Consider the following 25266-nt stretch of genomic DNA (forward strand, 5'->3'; position numbering starts at 1 on the left):
CTTCCTCGATGGCCACCCTGCTATCCTTGTCCATGTGCTTCCTCTTGCCGTCCCTCATCGCCGTCTCCCTTCCGGCGGGAGCCAGCAGCAGCAAAAGGGATGCTAGAGGAGACGGAGGCAGGACGGATGCGGAATCCGTCCTGCCTCCAATTTCATCTGCCGTCCCTGCATGACTTGGTGCAACGGTGTTGCTTTTCGAAATTCAATTCACGCACCCGGCCGGCGCTGGCATCCGCCAGCGCAGCGGGCACGCGACCGACGGCGCTACAGCATCCTGAGCACGCCGCGCACCAGTTTCTGGAACTCCTCCTCCTTGCGGCCGGACTCCTCGAGCACGCTCTGGTGCGACGTGTCGCTCGCGCCCGAGTAGTTCGTCGCCAGCGTGAGCCCCAGCACGTTCATGCCCAGCGCGCGGGCCATGATGACCTCGTTCACCGTGGACATCCCCACGTAGGAGACGCCCAGCCCCGCCAGGGCGCGGACCTCGGCCTCGGTCTCGAAGCAAGGGCCGAGCACCCCGGCGTAGACGCCCTCGGCGACCTCGATGCCCTCGTCTTCCGCCACCGAGCGCGCGAGCGTGCGCAGGTAGGGCGAGTAGGCATCGGTCATGTCCACGAACGGGTTGTCTACCCCGCGCACCTCGTCCCACTCCGCCAGCGGATTGCGCCCGGTGAGGTTGATCTGGTCGCACAGGATGCCCAGGCCCGGCTCGGCGTTGCCCCGGATGGCGCCCGTCGCGCACGCGAAGATCACGTCGCGGCAGCCGAGACGGTGCGCATGGCGCACGAGCGAGGTCACCTCGGCGGCTGAGTAGCCCTGGTAGAGGTGGATGCGCCCCGGGTAGACGACCACGGGCACGTCGTCGATGCTGCCGATCGTGGCCTCGAAGCTGTGGCCCGCCATCGGGCGCGCCTCCTCCGGGAAGCCCTCGACGTCGTGGTAGTCGACCCTGCGGACGGGCCGCACCAGCTTGGCGAGGTGCCCCAGGCCGGTCCCCAGCACGATCGCGACGGGATGCTCCACGGACGGCTTGCAGCTCTCGACTACTTCCTCGCTCACCACGCAGATCCCCTCCTCCTCGAGCAGGCGGGCGAAGACGCCCTCCCCCTCGGTCAAAGAACCGGTATACGTACCATCGTAGATGTGGTGCACCCCGCAGGACGGGCTCTTCGCCTTGAGTACGGCGAGCGGCGCCGGCCGCGCGCGCACCTTGGCGAGCGAGCGGGCGGCGCCCAGCCGGAACTCCTCCGTGACGTCGGTGCCGTCGGCGAGAAGGACCCGCCCTCCGCGCTGTTCCGCGGGCGGGCGCGGCACCGGCAGGCCCGAGGCCGCCTCTGGGCAGACGCCCACGACCTCGGCCTTGCGCGCGAGGTCCCGGACGGCGGCGCTCGGCTTGGATCTACCGTCGTAGCGGCAGGCCACGCCGAGCAGGCAGCTGCTTATGATGAGGCGCATCGGGTCCCTCTCGCCGCTAGGCCATCAGTGTGCCGAGCGAGATGGTCGCGTTGGAGAGCAGGCCGTTCACGTAGTTGGTCCACTGCGAGGTGGCTTCGGAGTTGGCGGAGCTGTAGTTGGAGTAGGCCACGTAGTAGGCCGCCTGGGCGGCGTCGTAGGTGGCGGAGTCGTTGGAGATGGTGTAGCTGGAGAGCGCCGCGTAGTACTGGCCGTCGGTGCGGGCCCAGGTGTTGGCGTTGGAGTCCCACTCGTCGCCGACGAGGTTGATGATGTAGCTCGCGTACTCGGCGGTCGGCGTGCTCTCCTGGCCGCTCGCGGGCGACGACGGGGCGTCGGGCACGCTCGGCACGCTGACCGTCACGATCTGGTCGTGCAGCTTCTTCATGGTGGCAGAGGAGGTCATGAGGGACTTGACCTGGTCCTCGTCCATGCCGTAGGTCGAGGCGATGGTCGCGTAGTCGCTCGAGCCGATGGTGCTCTGCGCGTAGGAGGCGACCTCGTCGTCGCTCACCGTGACGCCGCGGTCGGCGGCGTCCTGCGCCACGATGCCGTTGCGGGCGATGGAGAGGACGTTGTCGACGGAGGGAACGTTGTAGGTGCCGTCGTCGTTCTTGGCGGCGTCGAGGGTCGTGGTCTCGAGGATGGCCTCGCGGGCGGTGACCTCGTGCTTCTCGCCCTTGTAGGTGTAGGTGCCGAGCACCGTGTCGAGCTGGCCCTCGGAGAGGGTGGTCTTGCCGGACAGCGGCGCGGTGGCGTCGCCCACGAAGCGATAGCCCACGAAGCCGCCGACGAGGCAGCCCACGAGGAGGCAGACGACGCCGACGACGGCGAGCCGCGCGCCCGCGCCCTTGCCGCCGCGCTTCGAGGAGCGCTTGGACGCGGACTTCGCGTCCTTATCGGCCTTCGCGGCCTTGTCGGCCTTCGCGGCCTTCTCAGACTTGTCCGCCTTCTCGGACTTGTCGGCCTTTGCGTCCTTGTCAGCCTTCTCGGACTTGTCGGCCTTCGCGGCGGCCTGGTCCTTGTCCTTGGAAGTGTCGTCCATGTGGTAATCCCCCTAACTTCAGGCCACCCAGCGGGCGGCGTCGAAGCCGCCCCGCGGGAGCGGGCGGCAGCGCTATGGTACAGCGGCGCGACGCGGCGCCCCCAGGAGCGCGGCAGGCCCTACGGCTTCTCCGCAGCCCCAAGCGAGGCTTAGCGCTTGGCCGCGGCCTTGGCCTCGTCGATGATCTGGCGCGAGTAGGCCCTGATGTAGCCGGCCGACGACCCCTTGTTGGCGTCGAAGTCGACGCGCGCCACCAGGGCGTCGCGCGCCTCGTCGGAGATGTCGCCCTTCACGAACTCGATGAGCGCCTGCAGCATGTCGCGGTACTCCGGGTCGCCGTGGAAGCACTGGATGGCCTCGTCGAGCAGCGGCCAGGCCTTGTCGGAGTGCTCGGGAGAGGTGGCGCCGACGCGCGCGATGAAGCGGAACGCCGCCAGGCGCACGGCCGCCGAGTCCTCGTCGAACAGCGACGCCTCGGCGCCCTCGAAGGCGCCTAGGACCTTGGCCGGGTCGTGCTCGGCCAGGTCGGCCAGGGCGTCGAGGCACTCCCAGCGCGTCTGCGCCTCGGGGCGGAAGAGCGCCTCCTCGAGCGCGTCCGCGTGGTCGATCAGGACGTCCGGTGCGTACTTCGCCATGATCGCCAGCTGGTGCGAGGCCTCCTGGCGACGGCGGCGATTCGCGCTCCCGAGCTGGTCGAGGAGGGCGTCTCGGGACTCCTCCGGGCTTGCGCTGCGTCTAGTGTCTTCTGCCATGTGTCCTTATCCCCTTCTGTCGCTGCACTGCCGGGCGCCTGCGCTGCCGGCCTACTCGCAAAAGCCGTCGACCGCGATGGTCCCGCTCTTGGGGTCCTGGTGGATCTCTATGAGCCCCAGCTTGGAGGCCTCCCTCAAGAGGTTGCTGAAGGAGCGGTACCCGTAGGTGCGCTCGGAGAACTGCGGCTTCTTGCGGCGCATCGTGTCCTTGATGCGCGAGGCCACCACGGCCCCGTCCGCCTCGCGCTCGAGCGCGTCGACGGTCTCGAAGAGCAGCTCGTAGCAGGGGTACTTCTCCTTGGGCACCTTGCCCTCGAAGCTCGGGATGCCGGCGGTGCTCGCGATGTCCTCGTAGAAGATGAACTCGTCGCAGACCTCGGCGAGCAGCGTGCTCGTGGACTCCTTCATGCCGACGCCGATCACCGTCTTGCCGAACTCCTTCAGCTTGGAGACGAGCGGCGAGAAGTCCGAGTCGCCCGAGAGGATCGCGAAGGTGTCGATGTGGTCTTTGGTGAGGCACATCTCCACCGCGTCGACCGACAGGCGGATGTCCGCGGAGTTCTTGCCCGTGTAGGCGCGGTCCGGGATCTCTATCAGCTCGATGCCCAGCTCGTGCATGGGCGTGACCGCGTTGTCGAAGCGCTGCCAGTCGCAGTAGGCGCGCTTGGCGACGATGCGGCCCTTGTCCACGAGCCGCTCCAGGATGCGCTTGACGTCGGGCGTGGGACCCGGCTCCTGGTGGCCGTTGCGCCTGCGCTTTCCGGTCCCCAGCGCGAGGTTCTCGTAGTCGATGAACACCGCGATGGAGCTCTGGATTGTTTCGCTATTCATTCTCTTGCATTGTTCCCTTCGTTTCGTGCGCGCGCGAGAAGGACGTGGCGCCGCGGGCAGGCTCCGCCCGGCCGATGCGCCCCGCCCTGGGCGCTACGCGCCGCCGTGGGGCCTGAAGTACCCCACGCCGTGGTAGTACTTGGGCTCGCTGCCGGAGCCGCCGTGCGCTCCTTCGCCCGCGGCGCCCCCGCGAGCCGGCGCCTGGTCCGCGCCCGCGGCGTCGGCCGCGGCGTCGGCGGCGTCGAACGCGTCGCCCTCGGCGTAGTCGTCCTCGTCGAGCAGGGACCAGTCGAGGCCCGCCTTGGCCGTCTCCGCCTGGCCCTCGTAGAGCAGCGAGACCGCCTGGGTGCCCAGGCGCTTGCCGCCCACGCGGCACAGGACGTCGTAGAGGTCGAAGGCGTTCTGCGTCCCGGGCAGCGTGAGGTCGAGGTCGTCGGCCTCGGCGAGGGCGAGCCCCACGTCCTTGCGCAGGTGCTCGGAGAGGAAGCCCGGCCTGAAGTCGCCGTCCACGGACTTGGGCGCCAGGCGCTGGAGCGCCACCGAGCCGCCCATGCCGTGCGCGACGAGGTCGACGACCTTGCGCTGGTCGAGCCCCGCCTGCTTGGCGAGCGAGATAGCCTCGGCGTAGCCCACCATGCAGGACGCGAGCGAGACCTGGTTGCAGAGCTTGGCCACCTGGCCGGCGCCCGGCTCGTCGAAGTAGTAGACGGAGTCCGAGAAGGTCTCGAGGACCGGCAGGAGCGGCGCGACCTCCTCCTCGCGCGCGCCGAGCATGAGCGTGAGAGTGCCCGCGCGGGCGCCCTCCTCGCCCCCCGTCACCGGGCAGTCGACGGCGTGCTTGTCCATGACCTCCGCCGCGTCGTGGATGTCGCGCGCGAGCTGGGGCGAGGAGGTGGTGAGGTCCACCATCCATGCCCCCTTGCGCACGGTGCGGATGAGCCCCTCGGTCGTGAGGTAGACGTCCTCCACGTCGTCGGGGTAGCCGAGCATCGTGAAGACCACGTCCGCGTCGCGCGCGGCCGCAGCCGGGCTCTCGGCCCAGGAGGCGCCGCGGGCGAGAAGCCCCTCGGCCTTCTCCTTGGTGCGGTTGTGGACCGTGAGCTCGAAGCCGGCGTCCAGGATGTGGCCGGCGATGGGGGCACCCATGATGCCCGTCCCTATGAACGCGACCCTGCGGATCATCTCTCCCACCTCGTTCGCTCCCGCCGCGCACGGCGGCACTGCCGTCGCCACGCGCGGCGGCAGACCCTCTCCCTCTCGCTACCTCGAGCTGCGCACCTTGCGGGCGATCCGGTCCGTGAGCGAGACCTTCTCGCGGCGGTCGGTGCCCCAGAACACCAGGGCCACCATGCCGGGCCCCACGTGCGAGCCCAGGATCGGCGAGACCTGGCTGCGGATGATCGTCACGTCCTCGCAGCCCTTCTCCTTGCGGACCTCCTTCTCGAGCCAGTCCGCGTCCTTCTCGGCGTCGGTCGAGACGATCGCGAGGGGCAGCGAGGTGTCATAGGAGTAGTTGTCGCGGAAGTCCTGCAGGATCGCGCGAAGCGCCTTCTTGCGGCCGCGGCACATGCCGCGCAGCGTGAGGGCGCCGTTGGTGTCGTAGGAGAGCTCAGGCTTGATGTCCAGCTTGCTGCCCACGTTGGCCGCGGCCGGCGGGATGCGGCCGCCCGCCTTGAGCGCGTTGAAGTTGTCCAGCGTGAAGTAGCCGTGGACGAAGTAGCGCGCGTCGCGCGCCCACTCGAAGACCTCGCGCGCGGAGAGGCCGCTCGTGGCCTGGCGCACGACCTCGATCGCGAGCAGCTCGCCGGCCGCCGAGTCGCAGCGGTTGTCCAGGACGTAGAGCTCGTAGTCCGGATACTTCTCGCGAATCATGTCCGCCGCCTGGCGCGCCGAGTCGATCGAGGAGGACAGGCCCGCCGGCAGGCTCATGTAGATGGCCGGCAGCCCCGAGAGCGCCGCGCGCTCGAAGACCTCGAAGTAGTGGCCGGGCGTGACCGCCTGCGTCTTGAAGTGGACGTCCGGGTGCTTGCGCATGTACTCGTAGAACTCGTGCGGGTCCCTGGTCTGCCAGAGGTCGTCCTCGTGCTCGCCGTCCTGGTCCACGTAGTGGAAGGGGATGACCTCCACGCCGAGCTGGCGGGCGACCTCGGGCGAGTAGTCCGCCGTCGAGTCCACGATGATGTGGCAGGAGGCCTTCTGGTGGTAGGCCTTGCCGACCCGTATGACGTCGGCGGGAGCCGCCTTGGTGGCGGCTCCCGCCTCTGCCGACGAATCAGCCTCGTTGCCCTGGACGTCCTCGCTAGCGCTCGGCTTCGCCATCTTCGCTCTCAATCTTCGGCTTGATGATTCCGTACCCACCGTTCTTACGGTGATAGAGTACGTTCACCAAGCCCGTCTCGTCATTCTCGAACACATAAAAGTCATGACCGAGCAGGTCCGCCTGGAAGATGGCCTCGTCCACGCTCATCGGCGCGAGGTCCACGTACTTCTCGCGCACCAGGGTGTCGTCCTCCTCCTCGGGCAGGGGCTCGAGCAGGTCGGAGAGGTCCTTGACGCGCTCGGCCGCGACCTCGGGCCTGCGTGCGCACTGGCGCTTGTCGATCACGCGCGTCTTGTACTTGCGCAGCTGGCGGGTGACCTTGTCGGCCGCCTCGTCCACCGCGGCGTAGAGGTCGTCGTTGCTGGCCTCGACGCGGACCACGTTGTCGCGCACGAAGACCGTGACCTCGCAGGTCTTGCGGTCGAGGTTGGCGGGGTTCTTGTCCACTCTCAGCACGACGTCGCACGTCATGGGCTTGATGTCGAAGACCTTCAGGGCGTCGCCTATCTTGGACTCGACGCGCGTGCGCATGGCGTCCGAAACCGTGACTCTGCGGCCCGAGATCTTGATATCCACCATGGTTGCCTCCTTGTGACCGTCGCGAACGTATGCGCGGGACGCGGCGGCGCTCCCGCCTCAGCGGGCGACCCGCCTCGGGGCCTCCCCCGGCGACCGGCGTCCCGTACCCTCTCCTTACCCATTCTTCGCGGGAAGCGACACCGGGAATCGCGGGGCGGGCGGGCGAGAAGGACGCGCGGCCCGGGCGCGGAGGCGCTCCCCGCGCGGCGGCCTACTGCGCGGCGCGGACCACCGAGCCCTCCCCGAGCCTCTCGCCCGTGCCGAACCAGCGCGCGCGGATGCAGGCGAGGCGGCCGTTGGACTCGAGCCTCGCGTAAGCCTCGTCGACGGCGGACTCGAGCGCCTGGTCTGAGGAGAGGAGCGCCACGCCCTGCCGCGAGGGGGCGGCGATGGTGCCCGCGAGCGAGACGTCGTCGTAGAAGGTCGAGAGGTAGCCGCCGGAGTTGACGTCGCACAGGACGTAGTCGACCTCGCCGGCGTCGAGCGCGTCGAAGGCGGCGTTCACGTTGGCGTAGGTCCTGGTCCGGACGGCCAGGTCGGTGGCCCCGAGCGCGCGCAGGGAGGAGGAGCTATCCTGCGCGCCGACGGTCGCGCCAGCGAGCGCGGCGGCGTCGGGCACGTCGGAGGCGCCCTTCCCGAAGAGCCCCACGCCCTCGTCCTCGAAGGGCGCGACGATGGTGGCGACGGCGGACTCGCCCGAGCGCACGCCCAGGACGGCGTCGACCGAGTCGGAGAGCGCGGCGTCCACGCCGCTCACGCTCACGAAGGTGACCCTCAGGCCCATCTCCTCCGCCAGCGCCGAGGCGAAGTCCACGTAGTAGCCCTCGAGCTCGCCGTCGGCGCCGGTGAAGGCGGCGGGGCACCCCGCGTCCGCGCGGACGCCCACGGTGAGGCGGCCCGCGGTCTTGAGGGTGGGGATCTCCTGCGCCGGCACGAGCGAGGCCGCGCGTTCGGCGCGCGCCTGCTCGACGCTCGTGGTCACGGAGCCCCGCAGGGCCCCTGCGAGCGAGGCGGGGTCGGCCGCCGCGGGCAGCGCGCACCCCCCGAGCGCCGCGGCCAGGGCGACGGTGAGCGCTGCCAGCGAGCGAGCGGCGATCTTCATGGGCGCGACTCCCAACCCGAGGCGCCCCGCCGCCCGTCGCGCGGGCCGCAAGGCGCGGTTCCTGTGATGCGTCCCACCCCAGCTGACCTGGTATTTGACCCCACACTCGCGTACCGGGGCGCTCGCTCGGGGGCGTACCCCTCACTGGTGGCCCTCTCGCCCGCAGGGCACCGTGCCCTGAAGTCGGCTGTTCGGGCGGTACGACTTACCTCTAGGACGAGCCATGCTCGCGCGAGCCCGCGCCCGCGCTTACGTGGATCCCTTCGACCTCGTCTGCCATGGACTAGGGCGCAGAGGCGCCCGCAACCACAGACCTGGGGCGAGACCAGGTTAGTATAGCTTTCTATGGCCGCGGGCGCCGCCCGGAGGCCGCCCGGAAAGGTCCCTCCCCTGGCGGGCGGCACGGGCGCCGGCCCGGGGAGGGGCCGCCACCCTCACCAGACGCGGGCGAAGGCACAGCAGGTCACGCTCCTCGCGCCGCGGGCGAGGAGGGCGCGGGCGCACTCGCGCATGCTCGCCCCCGTCGTCACCACGTCGTCCGCGAGCAGCAGGGCGAGCCCGCTCACGTCCGCCACGCAGCCCACGCTCCCCGCGAGGTTCTCCGCGCGCTGCTCGCGCCCGAGCGCGCGCTGGTCGCCGGCAGCCGCGCGCACCAGCACGTCGGCGAGGGGCACGCCCGTGAGGCGGGAGAGCTCGCGCGAGACGAGCTCCATGTGGTCGAAGCCGCGCCGGGCGAAGGCCTTGGCGGTCGCGGGGACGAAGCAGATGGCGTCCGTGGCGGCGAGGTCCGCGCGGGGCGCGCCGTCCGGGGCGAGAAGGGCCGCGGCCTCGTCGAGCGAGGTGGCCATCGCGGCGGCCATGACGGGGGCGAGCCTGAGCTCGTGCGCGTCCTTGAGGGCGCAGGCCACCAGGCGGGCGACGCCGCCCGAGCCCGCGAAGTCGAGCGCGCAGACGGTCGCGCGCGACTCCCACGCACCGTCGCACTCCGTGCAGGTCAGCCACCCGAAGGGCGCCCCGCAGACCGGGCAGGCGAAGCGCTGGTCCACCCAGGGGAGGGATGCGCGGCACTCCTCGCACAGGAGCTCCCCCGGCTGGTCGCAGCCCGCGCAGCGCGTGGGCCACAGGAGCTCGAGCGCGGCCTCTGCGAGCGCGCCCGCGACCCCGCGCGGGCCCGCCCCGCCGCCCGCGGCGAAAGCCTGGTCCATGGACGCCCACCTCCCGGCGCTCGGGAGGCCCCGGTCGGGCTAGCTTAGCACGCGCGCCCCCGCCGGGTGCCCGAAGAGCGCGCAGGCGTTCTCCCACAGCGCGGCGTAGGTGTCCGCGCGCGACGCCACGCCCGCGGCCTCGCGCGCCCCGGCCACGCAGGCGGCGGAGAAGCCCACCATGGCCGGCTCGCACTCGAGCCCGCGCAGCGGCACGGGCGCCATGTAGGGGCTGTCCGTCTCGCAGAGCAGCTGCCCCGCCGGGCAGGCGACGGCCGCGGCGCGCACGTCGTCGGAGCGGCGGAAGGTCGAGACGCCGCCGAAGGCCACGTGGCAGCCGAGCTCCACGAAGGGGGCCATGACCTCGGGGCCCTGCGTGAAGCAGTGCAGGTCGCAGCCGCGCCGGGGCACGCCCACGCGCTCGAGGACGCGCACCGCGTCCGCGTGGGCGCTCGCGGCGGCGTCGCGGGCCGCGTCCCTGATGTGGAGCTCCACGGGCAGGTCGCGCTCCTGGGCCAGCCGGAGCTGCCACTCGAAGGCCGCGAGCTGCGTCTCGCGGGGCGCCTCGTTGTACGGGCCGTAGTCGAGGCCCACCTCCCCCACGCCGACGCAGCGCCCGCTCTCGAGAAGGACCTCGAGCTGGGGGCGCGCCTCGCGGAGGCGCTCCGCGCCGTAGGGGTGGACGCCAGCTACGACGCGCACGGACGAGACGAGGTCGGCGACGCCGCCCCAGCCCTCCGGGGCCACGCCCTCGATGCCGAGCTCCCGGGCGCGCCCGAGGAGCTCCCCCGCGCGCGCCACGACGCCGTCGAGCCAGTCGAGGGTCGCGCGCGCGTCCGTCGCGTCGTCGGCTGGGTCGAGGGGGCAGACGAGCAGGCGGACGCCGGCCAGCGCCGCGCGCGCGACGGCGCAGGCGGCGTCGGTCCCGTCGAAGTGCGTGAGGTGGCCGTGGGTGTCGGCGAGGGGCGCGAGGGGCCGGGGCAGCTCCTGCGGGCGGCCCTTCTTGTCGCGGAAGAGCGCGCCGCCTGGCAGGAGCGCCTCGAGCTCGGGCGCGGCGCCGGCGCCGGGTGCGGGCAGCGGGTCCTTCTCGCCCGTGGGGCCGGACGCGGGCAGCGGGCCCTTCCCACCTGCGCGGGTCACGAGAGCCTCCCGGCGAGGCGCACGAAGTCGGCGGGCGAGAGGCGCTCCGCGCGGCTCCTGGGGTCGATGCCCGCCGCGGCGAAGGCGGCGTCGAGCTCGGCCTTGTCGAAGCCCGAGGCGCCCATGGAGTTGCGGATGGTCTTGCGGCGCTGCGCGAAGGCGGCGTCGATCACGCGGGCGCACGCGGCGAGCCCCTCGGGGCCGAGCGGGGTACCATCCGCCCCGAGGGCGGGCGCGCGGTCGATCCTCACGACCGCGGAATCGACGTGGGGCGCCGGCATGAAGCAGCCAGGTCCGACCTCGAAGCGGCCGGTCACGCGCCCGAGCAGGGCGAGCTTGGCCGTGTAGGCGCCGTAGGCCCTGGAGCCCGGCTCGGCGGAGATGCGGTCGGCGACCTCGGCCTGGACCATCACGACGATGCGGCCGACCGAGGGCATCTCGGAGAGCACCTTGAGCACGAGGGTCGCGGCGACCTGGTAGGGCAGGTTGGAGACGAGCTTGTCGGGCAGGGCCGGGACGCCCGCCACGCCGAGCGAGGCGAGCTCGGCGGCGATGCGGTCCTTTCCCACCCTGAGCGCGTCGCCCAGGATGAGGCCGAGGCGCTCCGAGTCGCTCGCGCAGGTCTCGGCGAGCACGGGGGCGAGCGAGCGGTCCGCCTCGACCGCCACGACGGCGCCCGCGCGCTCGAGCAGGGCGACCGTGAGCGTGCCGATGCCGGGGCCCACCTCGAGCACCACGTCCTCGCGGGTGAGCTCCGCCAGGCCGAGGATGCGGCCGATCACGGAGTCGTCCACGAGGAAGTTCTGGCCGAGGGCGTGCACGGCGGCGTGGCCGTAGCCGTCGAGCACCGCGCGGGTCTCGCGCGGGTTGGCGAGCCAGGAGTAGCCGCGGGGCCCTGGCGCGGGGGCGCCGGGCGCCGGGGCGGGCGCCGGGGCGCCGCGGCGGGCGGAGTCCCTTCTCGCCACGCCTACGCGCCCTTCTTCTGCAGGCGCGGGAAGAGCGCGTCGCCCTTGATGACCGCAAGCCCGCCCGAGAGCTGGCCCCAGGCGCAGGCGGCCGCGAGGTCCGTGCAGGCGGCCTCGTCGCCGTGGCTCATGCGGCGCAGGGCCTCCGCGGAGGTCTCGGGCATGAAGGGGGCGAGCAGGTGGGCGCAGATGCGGATCGACTCGAGCAGGTTCAGGATGATGCGCGCCAGCTCGCCGGAGCGGGCCGGATCCTTGGCGACGTTCCAAGGCTCGGAGTCCTCGATGTAGTGGTTGGCGGCGTGCACGAGCTCCATCACCACGTCCTTGGCCTGGACGTACTCGATCTTCTCCATGTGGGCGGCATAGCGGCCGAAGATGCCCTCCGCCACGTCGTGCAGCGGACTCGCCTCCGCGGCCCAGCCCGCCGGGACCTCGGGGCTCTTGCCGTCGAAGTACTTGGCGCTCATGTTGAACGCGCGCGAGACCAGGTTGCCCCAGCTGTTGGCGAGGTCGGCGTTGTAGACCTGCTCCATGCGGGAGAAGCTGATGGCGCCGTCCTCTCCGGGAGTGACGTCGGTCATGAAGTAGTAGCGGTAGCCCTCGACGCCAAGCAGGTCGATGACGTCGTCGGGCGCGATGGCGTTGCCGCGCGACTTGCTCATCTTCTCGCCCTGGCCGGTCTCCTCGTTCCTCACCATGAGGAAGCCGTGGGCGAAGACGTGCTCGGGCAGGGCGTCGCCCATCGCCATGAGCATGGCGGGCCAGATGACGCAGTGGAAGCGGATGATGTCCTTGCCGACCACGTGCATCTGCGCAGGCCAGCGGTAGGCGAGCTCGCGCCGGGCGGCCTCGCTGGGGTCGCCGTAGCCCACGGCGGTCATGTAGTTGAGCAGGGCGTCGAACCACACGTAGGTGACGTGCCTGTCGTCGAAGGGCACCTTGATACCCCAGTCGAAGCTCGTGCGCGAGACCGAGAGGTCCTGCAGGCCGCCCTCGACGAAGCTGCGCACCTCCCTCATGCGGAAGTCCGGCTGGACGAAGTCGGGGTGCTCGTCGTAGAGCCTGAGCAGGCGGTCCTGGAACGCGGAGAGCTTGAAGAAGTAGGACTCCTCCTGGACGCGCTCGAGCGGGCGGCCGCAGTCGGGGCAGAGGTGCTCGCCCTCGGTGTGGCGCTCCTCGTCGGCCTTGGCGACCTGGGTCTCGGTGAAGTAGGTCTCCTCGGGCACGCAGTACCAGCCGTCGTAGGAGCCCTTGTAGAGGTAGCCGGAGTCGCGCATGCGCTCCCAGAGGTACTGGACGGCGCGCACCTGGCGCGGCTCGGTCGTGCGGATGAAGTCGTCGTTGGAGACCTCGAGCCTCCGCCAGAGGTCCTGGAAGTACGGGGCCTGGCTGTCGCACCACTCCTGCGGCTCCATGCCGTGGGCGCGCGCGGCCTCCTCGACCTTCTCGCCGTGCTCGTCCATGCCGGTCAGGAACTTGACGTCGTAGCCCTCGGCCCTGCGGAAGCGCGCCTGGACGTCGCACAGGATCGTGGAGTAGGCGGTCCCGAGGTGCGGGCGGGCGTTGACGTAGTAGATGGGGGTGGTGATGAAGTAGGACCTCTTGTCTGCCATCTGGCGGCTCCTCGTGTGGTACGGCTGTGCGGCGGCGGGCCGGGCGCTGCCGCACGTCTGGGGGCGCGGGCAGCCCGCGCGCCCCGCGTGGGCGCACGCCCGGGCACGACCGCCTATTGTAGCGCAGCCGCCCCTGGCTAGCGCCTGAGGGAGACGCCGGTGTCGTAGGCCTCGAGCAGGGCCTTCAGGTCCTCGATCTGCTCGCGCACCTCGGCGCCGGTGTCGGAGTCGGAGACGAGCTGGGGCCGGTCGTAGGTCTGCACCACGGTGGTCTCGCTCTCGATGTCCGCGTCGTCATCCAGCGCGGCCTCCACGCTCTCGAAGGGCGCGTGCGAGCGCAGGGTCATGGCGTTCTGGTCCGAGACGAGCGTGAAGCCCGCGATGCCGGTCGCCGCGTGGTAGGCCTTGCAGAAGCCGCCGTCGATCACGAGGAGCCTGCCGCCGCCGCGGATGGCGCTCTCGCCGCTGCTCACCTTGACCGGGGTGTGGCCGTTGATGATGTGGCCGCGCTCGGGGCTGACGCCGAACTCGCGCAGGATCTCGCGGCAGGCGCGCTCGTCCTGCGTGAGGGTCCAGTAGGCGTCGCGCGGCTCCTGCCAGGTCGACCTGTCCTTGACCAGGGCGCGCTCGAAGGTCTTGACCACCCTGCCGGACAGGGGCGAGTTGCGGCCGCACCACAGGTACCACATCCAGTCGAGGGCGTCCTGGTCGCCCTCGCGCCAGGCGCGACGGGCCACCTGGTCGCAGAAGTCGAAGTAGGCCCTGCCGGACAGCCTCCTGGAGCCGCAGTCGACCATGTGCAGGGTGCCGTCCTCGTTCATGGGGACGCAGCCGTGGAAGATCAGGTTGTCGTTGCGGACCAGGTAGACCGAGCCCTTCTCGAAGAGGAAGTTCACGTGGTCCTGCAGCTTCTGCGAGGAGCGGAAGCTCGCGACGAGGTCGTCGATCACGGCCTCCTCCTCGCGGGTGAGCGCGTAGGGGTCGTCCGGGTCGATGGTGGGCAGGTCGCGCGTGGAGAGCTCGTAGTCGACGCCGTCGATGCGCACGCAGCCGCGCGAGAGGTCGACCTTGTCGAGCAGCAGCCGGTCCGCCATGTCGAACTCGGGGTGGCGGCGGATCAGCTGGCCCTCGAGCTTGAGCAGGATGACCGAGATGGCCCGCTCCTCCGGCGTGCGCCCGCCGCCCTCCGAGCGCGCCGCGTAGGTGTGCTCGGCGAAGAGGGCGAGCTTGCGCAGGGGGATGCCGTAGGAGCTCTCGAGGATGGAGTAGGAGTCGTAGCGCACGTTGTTGCGCACTGCCGTGGCGACGCAGGCGGCCGAGCCGGCGGCGGCGCCCATCCAGAGGATGTCGTGGTTGCCCCACTGGACGTCCACCGAGGGGTGCGCCATGAGCCCGTCGAGGATGCGGTCGGCGTGCGGGCCCCGGTCGAAGACGTCGCCCACGAGGTGCAGCCGGTCGACGGCCAGCCGCTTGATCAGCGAGGCGAGCGAGATGAAGAAGTCCTCGGCCGAGCCCGTCTCGACGATCGAGGTCAGGATCCTGCGGTGGTACTCGTGGCGCGAGAGGTTCCTGATGCCCGCCTCGTGGAGGAGCTCCTCGATGATGTAGGCGTACTCGACCGGCATGGCCTTGCGGACCTTGGAGCGCGTGTAGCTGTTGGAGAGGTAGCGGGCGATGCGCACCATGCGGTGCAGGGTCGTCTCGTACCACTCGGGCGTGTCGCGCCTCTGGGCGCGGATGCGGGCGAGCTTCTGCTTGGGGTAATAGATCAGGGTGCAGAGCTCGGCCTGCTCGGCGTCCGTGAGCTCCCCGTCGTAGGTGGCGCGCACGCGGTCGCGGATCACGCCGGAGCAGTTGTTGAGGATGTGGTTGAAGGCCTCGTCCTCCCCGTGGACGTCGCTCATGAAGTGCTCGGTCGCCTTGGGGAGGTTGAGGATCGCCTGCAGGTTGATTATCTCCGTGAAGACCGACTGCCTGGTCGGGAACTTCTCTGCGAGGAGGCGCAGGTACTTGAGGTCGCCTTCGGACCTGAAGGACATCGTGGGCAAGGTATCACCGTCCTGGAATCTAGTCCCGCCCCGTGGCGCGCCGGCTGGGCCGGGCCGGGCGGGAGGCCCCCAGACAGTATGGCAAGCGGGGCGCCGCGGGCGGGGGTCCAAACAGCCAGCGCGCAGGCCCCCTCGGCCGAAGGGCGCGGGCGGGCGCGGGCGAGAAGGACGCGCGGCCCGGGCGCGGCCCGGGCGCTACGCGCCCGCGGGGCCCGCGCCCTGCGAGAGGGCGACGACACGGTCGTAGACCTCGGGGCGCGGGACGCCGAAGGCGCGGGCGAGGCGCTTCGCGAGGCGCGTCTTGGACTCGCCGGCAACGAGGCCGGCCGCGATGGCCTCGTCGAGGCTCGGCGCGGCGGGCGCGCAGGCGCCCTCGGCGGCGGCTCCCGCGGGGACGCCGGGCGCGACGGCGGGCCGCACGGCGCCGGCCACCTCGGCCAGGGCCTCCTCGCGGCGCCAGGCCTCCTGCTCGCGCTCGTCGGGGCCGCCGACCACGATGACGCACTCGCCGCGCACCTCGCCGCGCTCGGCGACCGCGCGCGCGAGCTCGGCGGCCGGGGCGCGCAGGCACTCCTCGTGCACCTTGGTCAGCTCGCGCACCAGAGCGACCCGACGCGCGGGCAGGGCGCTCGCGACGGCCTCGAGCGTGGCCTGGACGCGGTGGGGCGACTCGTAGAGCACCACGGCGCCGGGCACGCGCGAGAGGGCCCGGAGCCTGCGGTCCCTCTCGCCCGCCTTGCGGGGCAGGAACCCCTCGAAGAAGAAGTGGTCCATGGGCAGGCCAGACGCCACGAGCGCGCAGGTCACGGCCGAGGGGCCGGGGACGACCTCCACCCTGAGGCCGCGGTCGAGAGCCGCGTCGACGAGGCGCTGGCCCGGGTCCGAGACGCCCGGCATGCCCGCGTCGGAGACGAAGGCCACGCGCCGGCCGTCCTCGAGCTCCTCGAGCACCTCGGGGACGCGCTCCAAGATCACGTTCTCGTCGCAGCGGCGGAGCGGCGCGCGGACACCCAGGCAGGACAGGAGCCTGCCCGTCACACGCGTGTCCTCGCACAGGACGACGTCGGCGGCGGCGAGGGTCTCGACCACGCGCGGCGAGGCGTCGCGGAGGTTGCCGATCGGGGTGCCCACCATGGAGAGCAGGCCCTCCACCTCGCGCGCGCCAGGCCGCGAGGGGCCGGACGCCGCCTCGCCGCGCCCCTTGCCGGCCGCCGTCACCCGAGCATCCTTCGCTCGAAGCTGGAGAGGGCGATGCGGGAGTCCCAGGCGGAGATGCGCCCGGAGGTCTTCCACGTCTGGAAGAACCACGCGGGGTGGTCGCGGAAGGTCGCGATCTGGTCCGCCACGTACATGCGCTCGAGCGCGATGCGGCCCTCGGGGGTCATCGCGGAGTCCGCGAAGGGCAGCGCCGCCGACCAGGCGCCCACCATCACGGGCAGGCCGCTCCTGGCCGCCTCCCTGAGCGAGCGCGCCGACGAGGCAACGAGGCCGCGGGTGCCGGCCGGCCCCGTGGCGTCGACGCGGTCGGCGTAGTGGTAGAGGTGGCAGTCGAGCCAGACGTTCTGGTAGCGCTTGGGCGCCATGAAGCCGCGCCAGGCCGAAGGCACGCCGGCGTCCGGGAAGACGATGACCGGGGCCTCCCCCGCCCGGTCGCGGATGGCCTCGTAGGCGTCGCGGTAGTAGTTCCGCAGCACGTGCAGGGGCACGCCGTCCGTGATGGAGAGGCCGTGGCGGCGCTGGGCCACCGGCTCGTCGGCGACCTCGATGCCGAAGAAGGCGGGCCAGTCCGCGTACCTGTTGGCGAGGGCGGCGAGCACCGTCAGGACGTCCTCCCTGTGGCCGGACTCCCCCGTCGAGAGCACGTCCTCCTCGCCCTGGGCGCCGGGGCTGATGGCCAGGCTGAGCAGGACCTTTACGCCGTGGCGCTCCGCCCACACGAGCGCGTCGTCCACGTGCATGATGCAGCCGACGTAGGGGCCCGGGTTGGGGCCCTGCCCGCCGAAGGCGTACCAGGGCACGGGGAGGCGCACCGCGTTGTGGCCGCGGCTGGCGATCTGCTCGAAGTCGCGCTCGGTGACGAAGGCCTCGCGGTGCTCGCAGACGAGGTCGGCGTAGAGCTCGTCGCCGAGGGCCGCGACGAGGGTCGCCTCGCCGAGCGAGCCCGTGCCCGCGAAGAGCTCCGGCGTGACCCAGGGCTCCAGCACGAGCCAGCCGCTCAGGTTGACGCCGTGCAGGACCTCTCCGCCCTCTCGTGCCATCTGACCACCTCCAAGCCCGTCCGCTCGGGCGACGACGGAGCCGAGCGGGACAACAACTCAAGTATATGCCGAGGGCGCCGCGCGTCAGTCGGGCAAGTCCGCCACCTTCGCCTCCACGAACCAGCGCGGGCCCTCGAAGAAGAGGTAGGTGGAGCGCCCTCCCACGCTGACGGTGTAGCGCACGCCCGTGCCGCCCGTCTTGAGCGAGCAGGCGCGGCGCCGGTCGAGCACGCGGTCTATGTCGTAGCGGCGCCCGTCCGACCAGACCACCACGAGCGGCGTGACCCTGCCCTCCTCGTCCGTCCGGGAGATGACCTCCACGTAGCGCTTCTCGCGTGCGGCTATCCCACGCATGCCGGCCTCCCTCCCCATCAGGCGAAGTAGGAGACGGGGTGGACGTTGTGGTCGCGCTCGGGGTCGAGCGCGGCGAGCCGGGGGTCGCCCAGCTCGGAGAGGCGCCGCACGGCGTGGTTGCCGAAACGCGAGCGCAGGTCGTCGACCGTGGCGTCGAGCCGGGCGCGCCCGAGGCGGGCGGCCTCGACGCCCTCGAGGTCGAGCTGGACGGGGAGCTCGGCCGGGACGAGCTGCGAAGCCCGCACGCCGATGCCGCGCAGCTTCTCGTGGCGGAAGTCCCAGTCGCCGAGGAGCAGCTCGCACGCGGCGGAGCAGATCTCCCCCGTCAGGTCGCTCGGGCGGGCGAGCTGGCGCTGGCGGGAGCGGCAGGCCAGGGTCTCGAAGTCCCTCCCCGTGACGGAGACGCAGCGCGCGCGAAGCCCCAGGGCGCGCAGGCGCTGGGCCACGGACTCCCCCATGAGCCACACGACCTGCCGGGCGCAGGTGGCGTCGTCCACGTCGAAGGGGCAGGTGACGCCGTTGCCCACGCTCTTGACCTCGCGGCGGACGTCCAGGGCGGAGGCGTCGAGGGGCCTGACCGGGCTCGTGTCGCGCCCCTGGGCGAAGGCCTGCACCACGTCGCCCATCCTGCCGAGGCGCTGGTGGACGAGCTCGGGGTCCGCGCAGGCGAGCTCGCCGACGGTGCGGATGCCGAGCCGGCGCAGCTTGCGCGCGGTCGCCGGGCCCACGTAGAGCAGCTCGTCCACGGGCCTGGGCCAGACGAGGCGGGCGGCGTTGCCCGGCGTGATGCGCATGAAGCCGTCCGGCTTGTCGTGGTCGCTGCCGAACTTGGCGAAGACCTTGTTCCAGGAGAGGCCCACCGAGACCGAGAGCCCCAGCTCGGTGCGGACGCGCTCCGATATCTCCTGCGCCACGAGGACGGGGTCGCCGCCGGCGAGCCCGACGGAGTGGGTGACGTCCAGCCAGGCCTCGTCCGGCCCGAAGGGCTCCACGAGGTCCGTGTAGTCGTAGTAGATCTTGCGCGCCAGGCGGGAGTAGCGCTGGTAGAGGCCATAGTGCGGCGGCACGACGACGGCCTCCGGGCAGGCGCGGCGCGCCTCCCAGAGCACCATCGCGGTCTTGACGCCGCGGCGCTTGGCCTCGTAGCTCGCCGTGAGCACGATCCCGTGGCGGGACTGCTCGTCCCCGCCCACGATCACGGGCCGCCCGCGTAGCTCCGGCCGCTCCGCCTGCTCGACGCTCGCGTAGAACGCGTTCATGTCGCTGTGAATGATGACCCTCGAGACGTCCATGGTCCTCTCCCCCTCGACACCACGATAGCAGAACTTCTGTTCGTATCATGTCCGAGGAACGGGACAACAATGGACGTGCGGGCGGGCCGGGCGAGAAGGACGTGCGCCCCGGGCGGGCGGCCGGCTACTCCTTGGGGCTGCCGGCGCTGCCGTTGCCGCCGGGAGCGCCGTCGTTGCCGGAGCCGTTGCCGCCGGGGGCGCCGTTGCCGCCGTTGCCGCGCCCGCGGCCGCGACCACCGCGGTGGCGCCGGCGGCGCGCCGGCCTCTCGGGGTCGCCGGACGCCGGGCCCTGGTCCGCGCGCGGGGCGCCCTGCTGGCCCCTGGGCTGCGGCTGTCCGCCCTGGCCCTGGCCGGCCTGGCCGCCCTTGTCGCCCGGGTGGCGCAGGTGGCGGGGCTGCTGCGCGCCGCCCTCGGCGCCCTGCCTGCCCTGGCCCTTGCCCTGGCGGCGCTGGCCGCCCCGCTCGCCCGCGGCCCCCTGGCCCTGGGCCTGCGGGGCGTCGCCGGAGCGGTGGTGGCGCCGGCGCATGCCGCCGCCGCGGGGACGGCCCCCCTCGCCCTGCGCGCCCTTCTCGGCACGCTCGTCCTGGCCGGCCTGCCCCTGCTGGCCCTTGCCCTGCTGGGGCGCCTCCTCGGCGGCGGCGCCGGCGGCCTTGCGGTGGTGGCGCCTCGTGCGCGTCTGGGAGGCGTCTGACGCCTGGCGCTGCGCGTCCTCCTCGCGCCCCTCGTCTCCGCGGCGACGGCGCGCCCTGCGCTGCTCGCCCTCCTGGCGCCCCTCGTCGCCGCCCGAGCGCTTGCGGCCGCCGCGGCGCGAGCGCTTGGGTTCCACGAAGATGTCGCTCTCGTCGAAGGCGTCCTCGGGCGGGACGACGCCGTGCTTGCGGTCGAGCTCCGCCAGGGCCATCTGCACGTCGGGCGAGTTGAGCTTGTCGAGGGAGGAGCGCAGCACCGTGTCCGGGCGGCAGGCGCAGCCGAGCTCCTCGGACTTCTTCTTGGCCGCCTCGGAGGGGACCATCTCCGCCAGCGGGATCCTGACCTGCTTGCCGTTCTCTATGCGCAGGCAGATCTCCTCCTTGGGGGTGTCGTACTCCACGATCTTGGCCTTGCCGAGCGGCGTGTCGATGACGGCGTTGCGCTTGGGGGCGCGGCCCTTGAAGTCGCGGTAGGCCTCGAACTCGTAGCGCAGGCAGCACATGAGCCTGCCGCAGGCGCCGGAGATCTTGTTGGAGTTGAGCGGGAGGTCCTGCTCCTTCGCCATGCGGATGGAGACCGGCTCGAACTGCAGGCCGAACCTGCGGCAGCACAGCTCCTGGCCGCAGTGGCCGTAGCCGCCGACGATGGCCGCCTCCTCGCGCACGCCGATCTGGCGCATGTCGATGCGCTGGCGCAGCGCGTGCGAGAGGTCGCGCACGAGCTGGCGGAAGTCAACGCGGTCCTCCGCGGCGAAGTAGCACACGGCCTTCTCGCCGCCGAAGAGGTACTCCACGCCCACGGGCTTCATCTCGAGCCCGCTCTGCTTCACGAGGTCGCGGAAGACGGGCATGGCGCGCTCGCCCTTCTCCGCTAGGGTCTCGGCGAGGGCGAGGTCGGAGTCCGTGGCGACGCGCAGGACGCCGGCCAGGCGGGAGTGGCCGACGGTGTCGCCCAGCTCCGCCTCGGAGACCTCGAAGGGGTCGGCCGTGGCGAGGCCGATCTCCGTGCCGCGCTCGGTGGCGCAGATCACGTGGTCGCCGCAGACGGCGCCCGACTTCTTGGGGTTGAACCACAGGTCGCGGGCGGAGTACCTGAACTTCACCGGGATGACGGTGGGCATGTGAGTGCCTCCTTGACACAGAGGAGCATGACCTCGAAGGCCAGCTGGGGAGAGACGTTGTGCGAGAGGTCGTCCGCGGCGCGCCGGACGGCGCCTATGGCCGCGAGGGCGCCCCGGGTGTCCGTGAGCGCCGCGATGCGGTCGACCACGTCCGCCACGTCGGCGTTGACGGGCTCTTTGGCCACGTCCTCGCAGCGCATGAGGACGTCGCGCAGGAGGGAGTCGGCCGCGGCCAGAGCCTCCATCATACCCGAACGCTCCCGGGCGGTGAGCTCGCGCTTGTTGGCGTCCTCGATCTGCTTGAGGGCCTTCGCGGAGAGGAAGTCCGCGCTCTCCTTGGCGCCCTCCGACTGCTGTCTGCGGTAGTCGTCGAGCGGCGAGCGCACGGCGGCGACGATGTCGCGCGCGGAGCAGAGCACGTCCCACGAGTCGTCGCGGGCGAGCTCGCCCAGGGTGCCGACCACGAGGCGGCGCACCTTCCGGCGGCCGGGCGAGGAGAGGAACTCCTCCGCCCGCTCGGGCGTGCCGGCGACGGACAGGGCGATGGCGACCTCGGGGCCGGCGAGGCCCGACGCCTCGGCGACGGCCCCCTCGGCGAGCCGCGGGGGCACCGGGCGGAAGGGCACCTGCTGGCAGCGCGAGGCGATCGTGGGGAGCACCTGCTCGGCGCTGCGCGCCAGGAGCACGAAGATGACCCCCTCGACCGGCTCCTCGATGGTCTTGAGCAGGGCGTTCGCGGCCGCGCCGCGCAGCAGGCCCGCGTCCTCGAGGACGTAGACCTTGGCCCTGGCGCGCACGGGGGCGAGCGGGACGTCGGCGATGAGCTCGCGGACCTGCGAGACGAGGTAGCCCGTCACGCTCGCGGGCGCGAGGAGGTGCACGTCGGGGTGGGTGCGGTGGCGCACGCGGATGCACTCGTCGCAGGTCGCGTCGCCACCGTTGGGGCAGACGACGAGCTGGGAGAGGGCGAGGGCCGCCTCGAGCATGCCGGACCCGGGCGCGCCGCAGAACAGGTAGGCGTGGCTGAGGCGCCCCTCCATCCAGGCGGCGGCGATAAAGTCGCGCACCCGCGGCTGGATGTCGAGGACCCCGAGCGCCGGCGGCACGTGCGGTACCTTGGAGGGAGCTGCCATCGGCTCACCCCCCGAGCCCGGGGAGGAGGTCGGCGAGGCACGCGACGAGGCGCCCCGTGACCTCCCCGACCGTGCCGGCGGCGTCGACGACGCGCACGCGGCCGGGCTGCTCGCGGGCCAGCTCGAGGTAGGCGGCGCGCACGCGCTCCTGGAGCGCGAGGCCGGAGCGCTCGAGGCGGTCGGCGCCGCCCCTCGTGGCGCGCGCGAGGGCGCGGGCGGGGTCGATGTCGAAGACGACGGTGCGGTCGGGCAGGAAGCCGCAGCTCCCGAGCTCGTTGGCGCGCCGGACGAGGCCGGCGTCGAGGCCGCGGCCCGCCGCCTGGTAGGCGAAGGTCGAGTCGAGGAAGCGGTCGCAGACCACGACGTCGCCGGCGGCGAGGGCGGGCTCGACCACCTGGCGCACGAGCTGGGCGCGCGACGCCTCGTAGAGGAGCAGCTCGCACTCGTCGCACATCTCGGCGTTCGCCGGGTCGAGCACGAGGGCGCGGACCTTCTCGGAGATGGCCGTGCCGCCGGGCTCGCGCAGGGAGACGACGTCGGCGCCTCCCTGGGCGAGAAGGTCGCGCAGGATGGCGGCCTGCGTCGACTTGCCGGAGCCGTCCACCCCCTCGAGCGAGACGAAGACGCCGCGGGCGCCCTCGGCTGGTTGGACCCTGTCCATGCTCCCCGCCCTAGCCCTGCTCGGCGGCGGAGGCGTCGCCTTCCGCGGCCGGCTTCGCCTTGGTGGACGTGCGCCTGGCCCTGCCGGCGGTCGCCCCGGCCTTCGTGGCCGCCTTGCTCGAGGTCGACTTGGCCCTGCTCGCGGCCGCCTTGGACTTGCTGGCGCCCGCTTTGCTCGCGCCCGCCTTGCCCTTGCCGGCAGCCTTGCTCCCGGACGCCTTGCCCTTCCCGGCAGCCCTGCCCTTGCCAGCGGCAGCGCCACGCGTGGCCTTGGCCTTCTCCTTGGATGGGCAGTCCATGTTGACGCAGATGCGCCACGGGCCGCGCTGGGTCACGATCTCCACCATGGGCGCGCCGCACTCCGGGCAGGTCTCGCCCAGGGCGTGCAGCTCGCCGCGCTGCGGAAGCGGGTAGCTCGTGCCGCACTCGTCGTAGTTCTCGCAGCGGATGAAGCGCTTGCCCGTCCGCTCGCTCTTGTGGGCGACGAGTTTGGCCTCCTTGCCCTTGGCGGCGCAGGCGGCGCAGGTGCCCACGACCACGTCGGGCTCGTAGTTGGTCTCGCAGGCGGGGTTGACGCAGATCTCGTACGGACGCTGGCGGAACGGCGTCACCTTGACGCGCGGGGCACCGCACACCGGGCACGGGTCCGGCAGGGGCTCGATGCGCCCCTTGGGGACGGGGTAGGTCACGTCGCAGTCCGGCCAGCCCATGCAGCCGATGAAGCTCGAGTGGTTCTTGGCCGAGGTCTTCATGACGAGGTCCCTGCCGCACTTGGGGCACACGCCCACCTTGGCGTCGGCGGTCACGGCGTCGGCAATCTCCTCGCCGAGGTCGTCCTTGTGCTCGATGAGGTTGTCGATCAGCCCCGCGAGGATCGCGCGGGAGCGCTCGACGACCTCGTCCTGGGTGTCGGTGCCCTCGGCGACCTTGTTCATGTCCTCCTCGAGCTCCGCCGTCATGTGCGGCGTGGTGATGGGCGGCGCGAACTCGTGCAGGGCCGAGATGACGGCGATGCCGAGCTGGGAGGGCTCGACCGGGTCGCCCTTGAGGTACTTGACGTCGTAGAGGCGCTGGATGATGTTGGCGCGCGTGGACTTGGTGCCGAGCCCCTGGCGCTCCATCTCCTGGATGAGCCTGCCCTGGCTGTAGCGCGCGGGCGGCTCTGTCTGCTTGGCGTCGAGCGCCATGTCCACGACGTCGCAGACGTCGCCCTCCTCGAGGGCGGGGAGCTGGTCGTCCTTCTTGAGGCCGAAGGGGTAGATGGCGCGGAAGCCCGGCTTGGTGAGGACGCTGCCGGTCGTCTGGAAGGGCTCGCCCGCCACGTCGAAGGTGAGCTTGGTGCCCTCGGAGGTCGAGGGGCCCATGAGAGTCGCCAGGAAGCGGCGCGCGATCAGGTTGTAGAGCTTCCACTCGGCAGGCTGCAGGTCGTGGGGGTCGGCCGCCGCCGTGGGGTAGATGGGCGGGTGGTCGGTCGTCTCCTGCTTGCCGCGGGTGGCCACGATCTTCTCCTGCCCCAGGATCTCGCCGCAGACCTTGGCGTACTGCGGCACGTGGGAGAGGGTCCGCACGCACTCCCTCAGGTCGAGCGAGCGCGGGTAGACCGTGTTGTCCACGCGGGGGTAGGACGTGAGGCCCTTCATGTAGAGCGACTCCGCGAGGCGCATGGTGCGCGCGGGAGAGAGGCCCTCGGAGGCGGCGGCCGCCTGCAGGGAGGTCGTGTTGAAGGGTGCGGGCGGGCGCTGGGTGCGGGCCTTCTTGGCGACCTCGGTCACCGTCGCCCGCCTCGCGCCCTGGACGTGCGAGAAGGCCGCGTCCGCTGCGGCCTTGTCCTTGAAGCGCGCGGTCGCGTGGGTGCAGCGGAAGGGCTCCGAGCCGTCGTGGGAGAGGTGGCCGGAGATAACCCAATAGTCCTCCGGGACGAAGCGCTCGCGCTCCAGCTCCTTCTCCACCACGAGGGCGAGGGTGGGCGTCTGGACGCGGCCGGCGGAGCGAACGTTGCCGAAGCCGCCCTGGCGGGCGAGCGTGAGGTAGCGCGTGAGCACGGCGCCCCAGACGAGGTCGATGTACTGGCGGCTCTCGCCGGCGTCGGCCAGGTCCTGGTCGAGGTCGACGAGGTTGGCGAAGGCGTGGTCGATCTCCGCCTTGGTGAAGGCGGAGTAGCGGGCGCGCGAGACGGGCGTGTCCGGCGCGACCTGGCGGATCTGGTTCAGGGCGTCGGAGCCGATCAGCTCGCCCTCGCGGTCGAAGTCCGTGCCGATCACGATGCTGTCGGCCTTCTTGGCGAGGTTCTTGAGCGCGCGGATGATGCCCTTCTCGGCGGGCCTCTTCTCGATCGGCGCCCAGACCAGGTACGGCAGGCTCGGGACCTTCCAGCCCTTGATGTCCACGCCGTCGGCGAGGAAGGGCTTGCGCTTGGTCGGGAAGGGCGGCCGGGCGAGGCCGTCGGGGACGTCGGCGGGCATGACCTCGCCCTCGTCCGAGACGGCGTACCACCCCTGGCTCTCGTCGAACTTGAGCTCGGTCGGGAAGTCCGGCGCGAGGATGTGGCCGCGCAGGCCGATCGTGACCCACTCCTCGCCGTCCACCGCAAAGCGGTAGACCGGCGTGTCGTAGACCTTGTCCGCCTTGGGCCTCCCCGTGCCGAGCAGGCGCGCTATCTGCTGGGCGGCGTCGTTCTTCTCCGTGACAACGAGCTTCAAACCCCGAACCC

Annotated in this window: 21 protein-coding genes; all 21 read right to left on the bottom strand. The window is 72.0% G+C overall.

Annotation, left to right across the window (positions count from 1 at the left end; all coding sequences use genetic code 11):
- Positions 1 to 264: 264 nt before the first annotated feature.
- The 21 genes from VXJ25_RS04905 to VXJ25_RS05005 all read right to left on the bottom strand — a co-directional run bounded on the left by VXJ25_RS04905 (position 265) and on the right by VXJ25_RS05005 (position 25255).
- The gene (locus VXJ25_RS04905; protein WP_330958097.1) at positions 265 to 1455 is read right to left on the bottom strand and encodes a purine-nucleoside phosphorylase; all 1191 of its coding nucleotides are present in this window, start codon (positions 1453 to 1455) and stop codon (positions 265 to 267) included.
- A gap of 16 nt (positions 1456 to 1471) precedes the next feature.
- Positions 1472 to 2497 (bottom strand): hypothetical protein, encoded by a 1026-nt coding sequence (locus VXJ25_RS04910; RefSeq protein ID WP_330958098.1) that lies wholly within the window; start codon positions 2495 to 2497, stop codon positions 1472 to 1474.
- A gap of 149 nt (positions 2498 to 2646) precedes the next feature.
- On the bottom strand, positions 2647 to 3249 hold the full coding sequence (locus VXJ25_RS04915; RefSeq protein ID WP_330958099.1) for a hypothetical protein: 603 nt from the start codon (positions 3247 to 3249) through the stop codon (positions 2647 to 2649).
- A 51-nt stretch (positions 3250 to 3300) separates the two neighbouring features.
- Positions 3301 to 4080, bottom strand: coding sequence for an NYN domain-containing protein (locus tag VXJ25_RS04920; protein WP_330958100.1), 780 nt, complete (start codon positions 4078 to 4080; stop codon positions 3301 to 3303).
- A 93-nt stretch (positions 4081 to 4173) separates the two neighbouring features.
- Positions 4174 to 5262 carry an NAD(P)-dependent oxidoreductase gene (locus VXJ25_RS04925; RefSeq protein WP_330958101.1) on the bottom strand — a complete coding sequence of 363 codons (1089 nt, stop codon included), beginning with the start codon at positions 5260 to 5262 and terminating at the stop codon, positions 4174 to 4176.
- Between the two features lie 78 nt (positions 5263 to 5340).
- Positions 5341 to 6399, bottom strand: a complete 1059-nt coding sequence (locus VXJ25_RS04930; RefSeq protein ID WP_330958102.1) for a DegV family protein — start codon at positions 6397 to 6399, stop codon at positions 5341 to 5343.
- Positions 6380 to 6979 carry a ribosome hibernation-promoting factor, HPF/YfiA family gene (gene hpf / locus VXJ25_RS04935; protein ID WP_330958103.1) on the bottom strand — a complete coding sequence of 200 codons (600 nt, stop codon included), beginning with the start codon at positions 6977 to 6979 and terminating at the stop codon, positions 6380 to 6382. The genes VXJ25_RS04930 and hpf overlap by 20 nt, the downstream gene beginning before the upstream one ends.
- A 211-nt stretch (positions 6980 to 7190) precedes the next feature.
- Positions 7191 to 8081, bottom strand: a complete 891-nt coding sequence (locus VXJ25_RS04940; protein ID WP_330958104.1) for a substrate-binding periplasmic protein — start codon at positions 8079 to 8081, stop codon at positions 7191 to 7193.
- A gap of 434 nt (positions 8082 to 8515) precedes the next feature.
- On the bottom strand, positions 8516 to 9286 hold the full coding sequence (locus tag VXJ25_RS04945) for a ComF family protein (RefSeq protein ID WP_330958105.1): 771 nt from the start codon (positions 9284 to 9286) through the stop codon (positions 8516 to 8518).
- A gap of 39 nt (positions 9287 to 9325) precedes the next feature.
- A complete protein-coding gene (locus VXJ25_RS04950) occupies positions 9326 to 10423 on the bottom strand; it encodes a TatD family hydrolase (protein WP_330958106.1) in 1098 nt (365 codons plus the stop codon).
- The gene (gene rsmA, locus VXJ25_RS04955) at positions 10420 to 11388 is read right to left on the bottom strand and encodes a 16S rRNA (adenine(1518)-N(6)/adenine(1519)-N(6))-dimethyltransferase RsmA (protein WP_407941912.1); all 969 of its coding nucleotides are present in this window, start codon (positions 11386 to 11388) and stop codon (positions 10420 to 10422) included. The genes VXJ25_RS04950 and rsmA overlap by 4 nt, the downstream gene beginning before the upstream one ends.
- A gap of 2 nt (positions 11389 to 11390) precedes the next feature.
- Positions 11391 to 13001 (bottom strand): methionine--tRNA ligase, encoded by a 1611-nt coding sequence (gene metG, locus VXJ25_RS04960; RefSeq protein WP_407941913.1) that lies wholly within the window; start codon positions 12999 to 13001, stop codon positions 11391 to 11393.
- 137 nt (positions 13002 to 13138) lie between these two features.
- Positions 13139 to 15040, bottom strand: coding sequence for a fructose-1,6-bisphosphatase (locus VXJ25_RS04965; protein WP_330958107.1), 1902 nt, complete (start codon positions 15038 to 15040; stop codon positions 13139 to 13141).
- A gap of 204 nt (positions 15041 to 15244) precedes the next feature.
- Positions 15245 to 16267, bottom strand: a complete 1023-nt coding sequence (gene rsmI, locus VXJ25_RS04970) for a 16S rRNA (cytidine(1402)-2'-O)-methyltransferase (protein WP_407941914.1) — start codon at positions 16265 to 16267, stop codon at positions 15245 to 15247.
- The gene (locus VXJ25_RS04975) at positions 16264 to 17307 is read right to left on the bottom strand and encodes a glycoside hydrolase family 5 protein (RefSeq protein WP_330958108.1); all 1044 of its coding nucleotides are present in this window, start codon (positions 17305 to 17307) and stop codon (positions 16264 to 16266) included. Before VXJ25_RS04975 ends, rsmI begins: the two co-directional genes overlap by 4 nt.
- Before the next feature lie 84 nt (positions 17308 to 17391).
- A complete protein-coding gene (locus VXJ25_RS04980) occupies positions 17392 to 17661 on the bottom strand; it encodes a hypothetical protein (protein ID WP_330958109.1) in 270 nt (89 codons plus the stop codon).
- A 17-nt stretch (positions 17662 to 17678) separates the two neighbouring features.
- The gene (locus tag VXJ25_RS04985) at positions 17679 to 18953 is read right to left on the bottom strand and encodes a Y-family DNA polymerase (protein ID WP_330958110.1); all 1275 of its coding nucleotides are present in this window, start codon (positions 18951 to 18953) and stop codon (positions 17679 to 17681) included.
- Between the two features lie 124 nt (positions 18954 to 19077).
- The gene (locus VXJ25_RS04990; protein WP_330958111.1) at positions 19078 to 20763 is read right to left on the bottom strand and encodes a PSP1 domain-containing protein; all 1686 of its coding nucleotides are present in this window, start codon (positions 20761 to 20763) and stop codon (positions 19078 to 19080) included.
- A complete protein-coding gene (locus VXJ25_RS04995) occupies positions 20742 to 21896 on the bottom strand; it encodes a DNA polymerase III subunit (protein WP_330958112.1) in 1155 nt (384 codons plus the stop codon). The genes VXJ25_RS04990 and VXJ25_RS04995 overlap by 22 nt, the downstream gene beginning before the upstream one ends.
- Positions 21897 to 21900: 4 nt before the next feature.
- Positions 21901 to 22557: a dTMP kinase gene (tmk, locus tag VXJ25_RS05000; protein ID WP_330958113.1), complete on the bottom strand. Its 657-nt coding sequence runs from the start codon at positions 22555 to 22557 to the stop codon at positions 21901 to 21903.
- A gap of 10 nt (positions 22558 to 22567) precedes the next feature.
- Positions 22568 to 25255 (bottom strand): DNA topoisomerase I, encoded by a 2688-nt coding sequence (locus VXJ25_RS05005; protein ID WP_330958114.1) that lies wholly within the window; start codon positions 25253 to 25255, stop codon positions 22568 to 22570.
- Positions 25256 to 25266 lie beyond the last annotated feature (11 nt).

The sequence above is a fragment of the Olsenella absiana genome (assembly GCF_036408855.1).
GTDB classification, from domain to species: Bacteria; Actinomycetota; Coriobacteriia; order Coriobacteriales; family Atopobiaceae; genus Olsenella_K; species Olsenella_K absiana.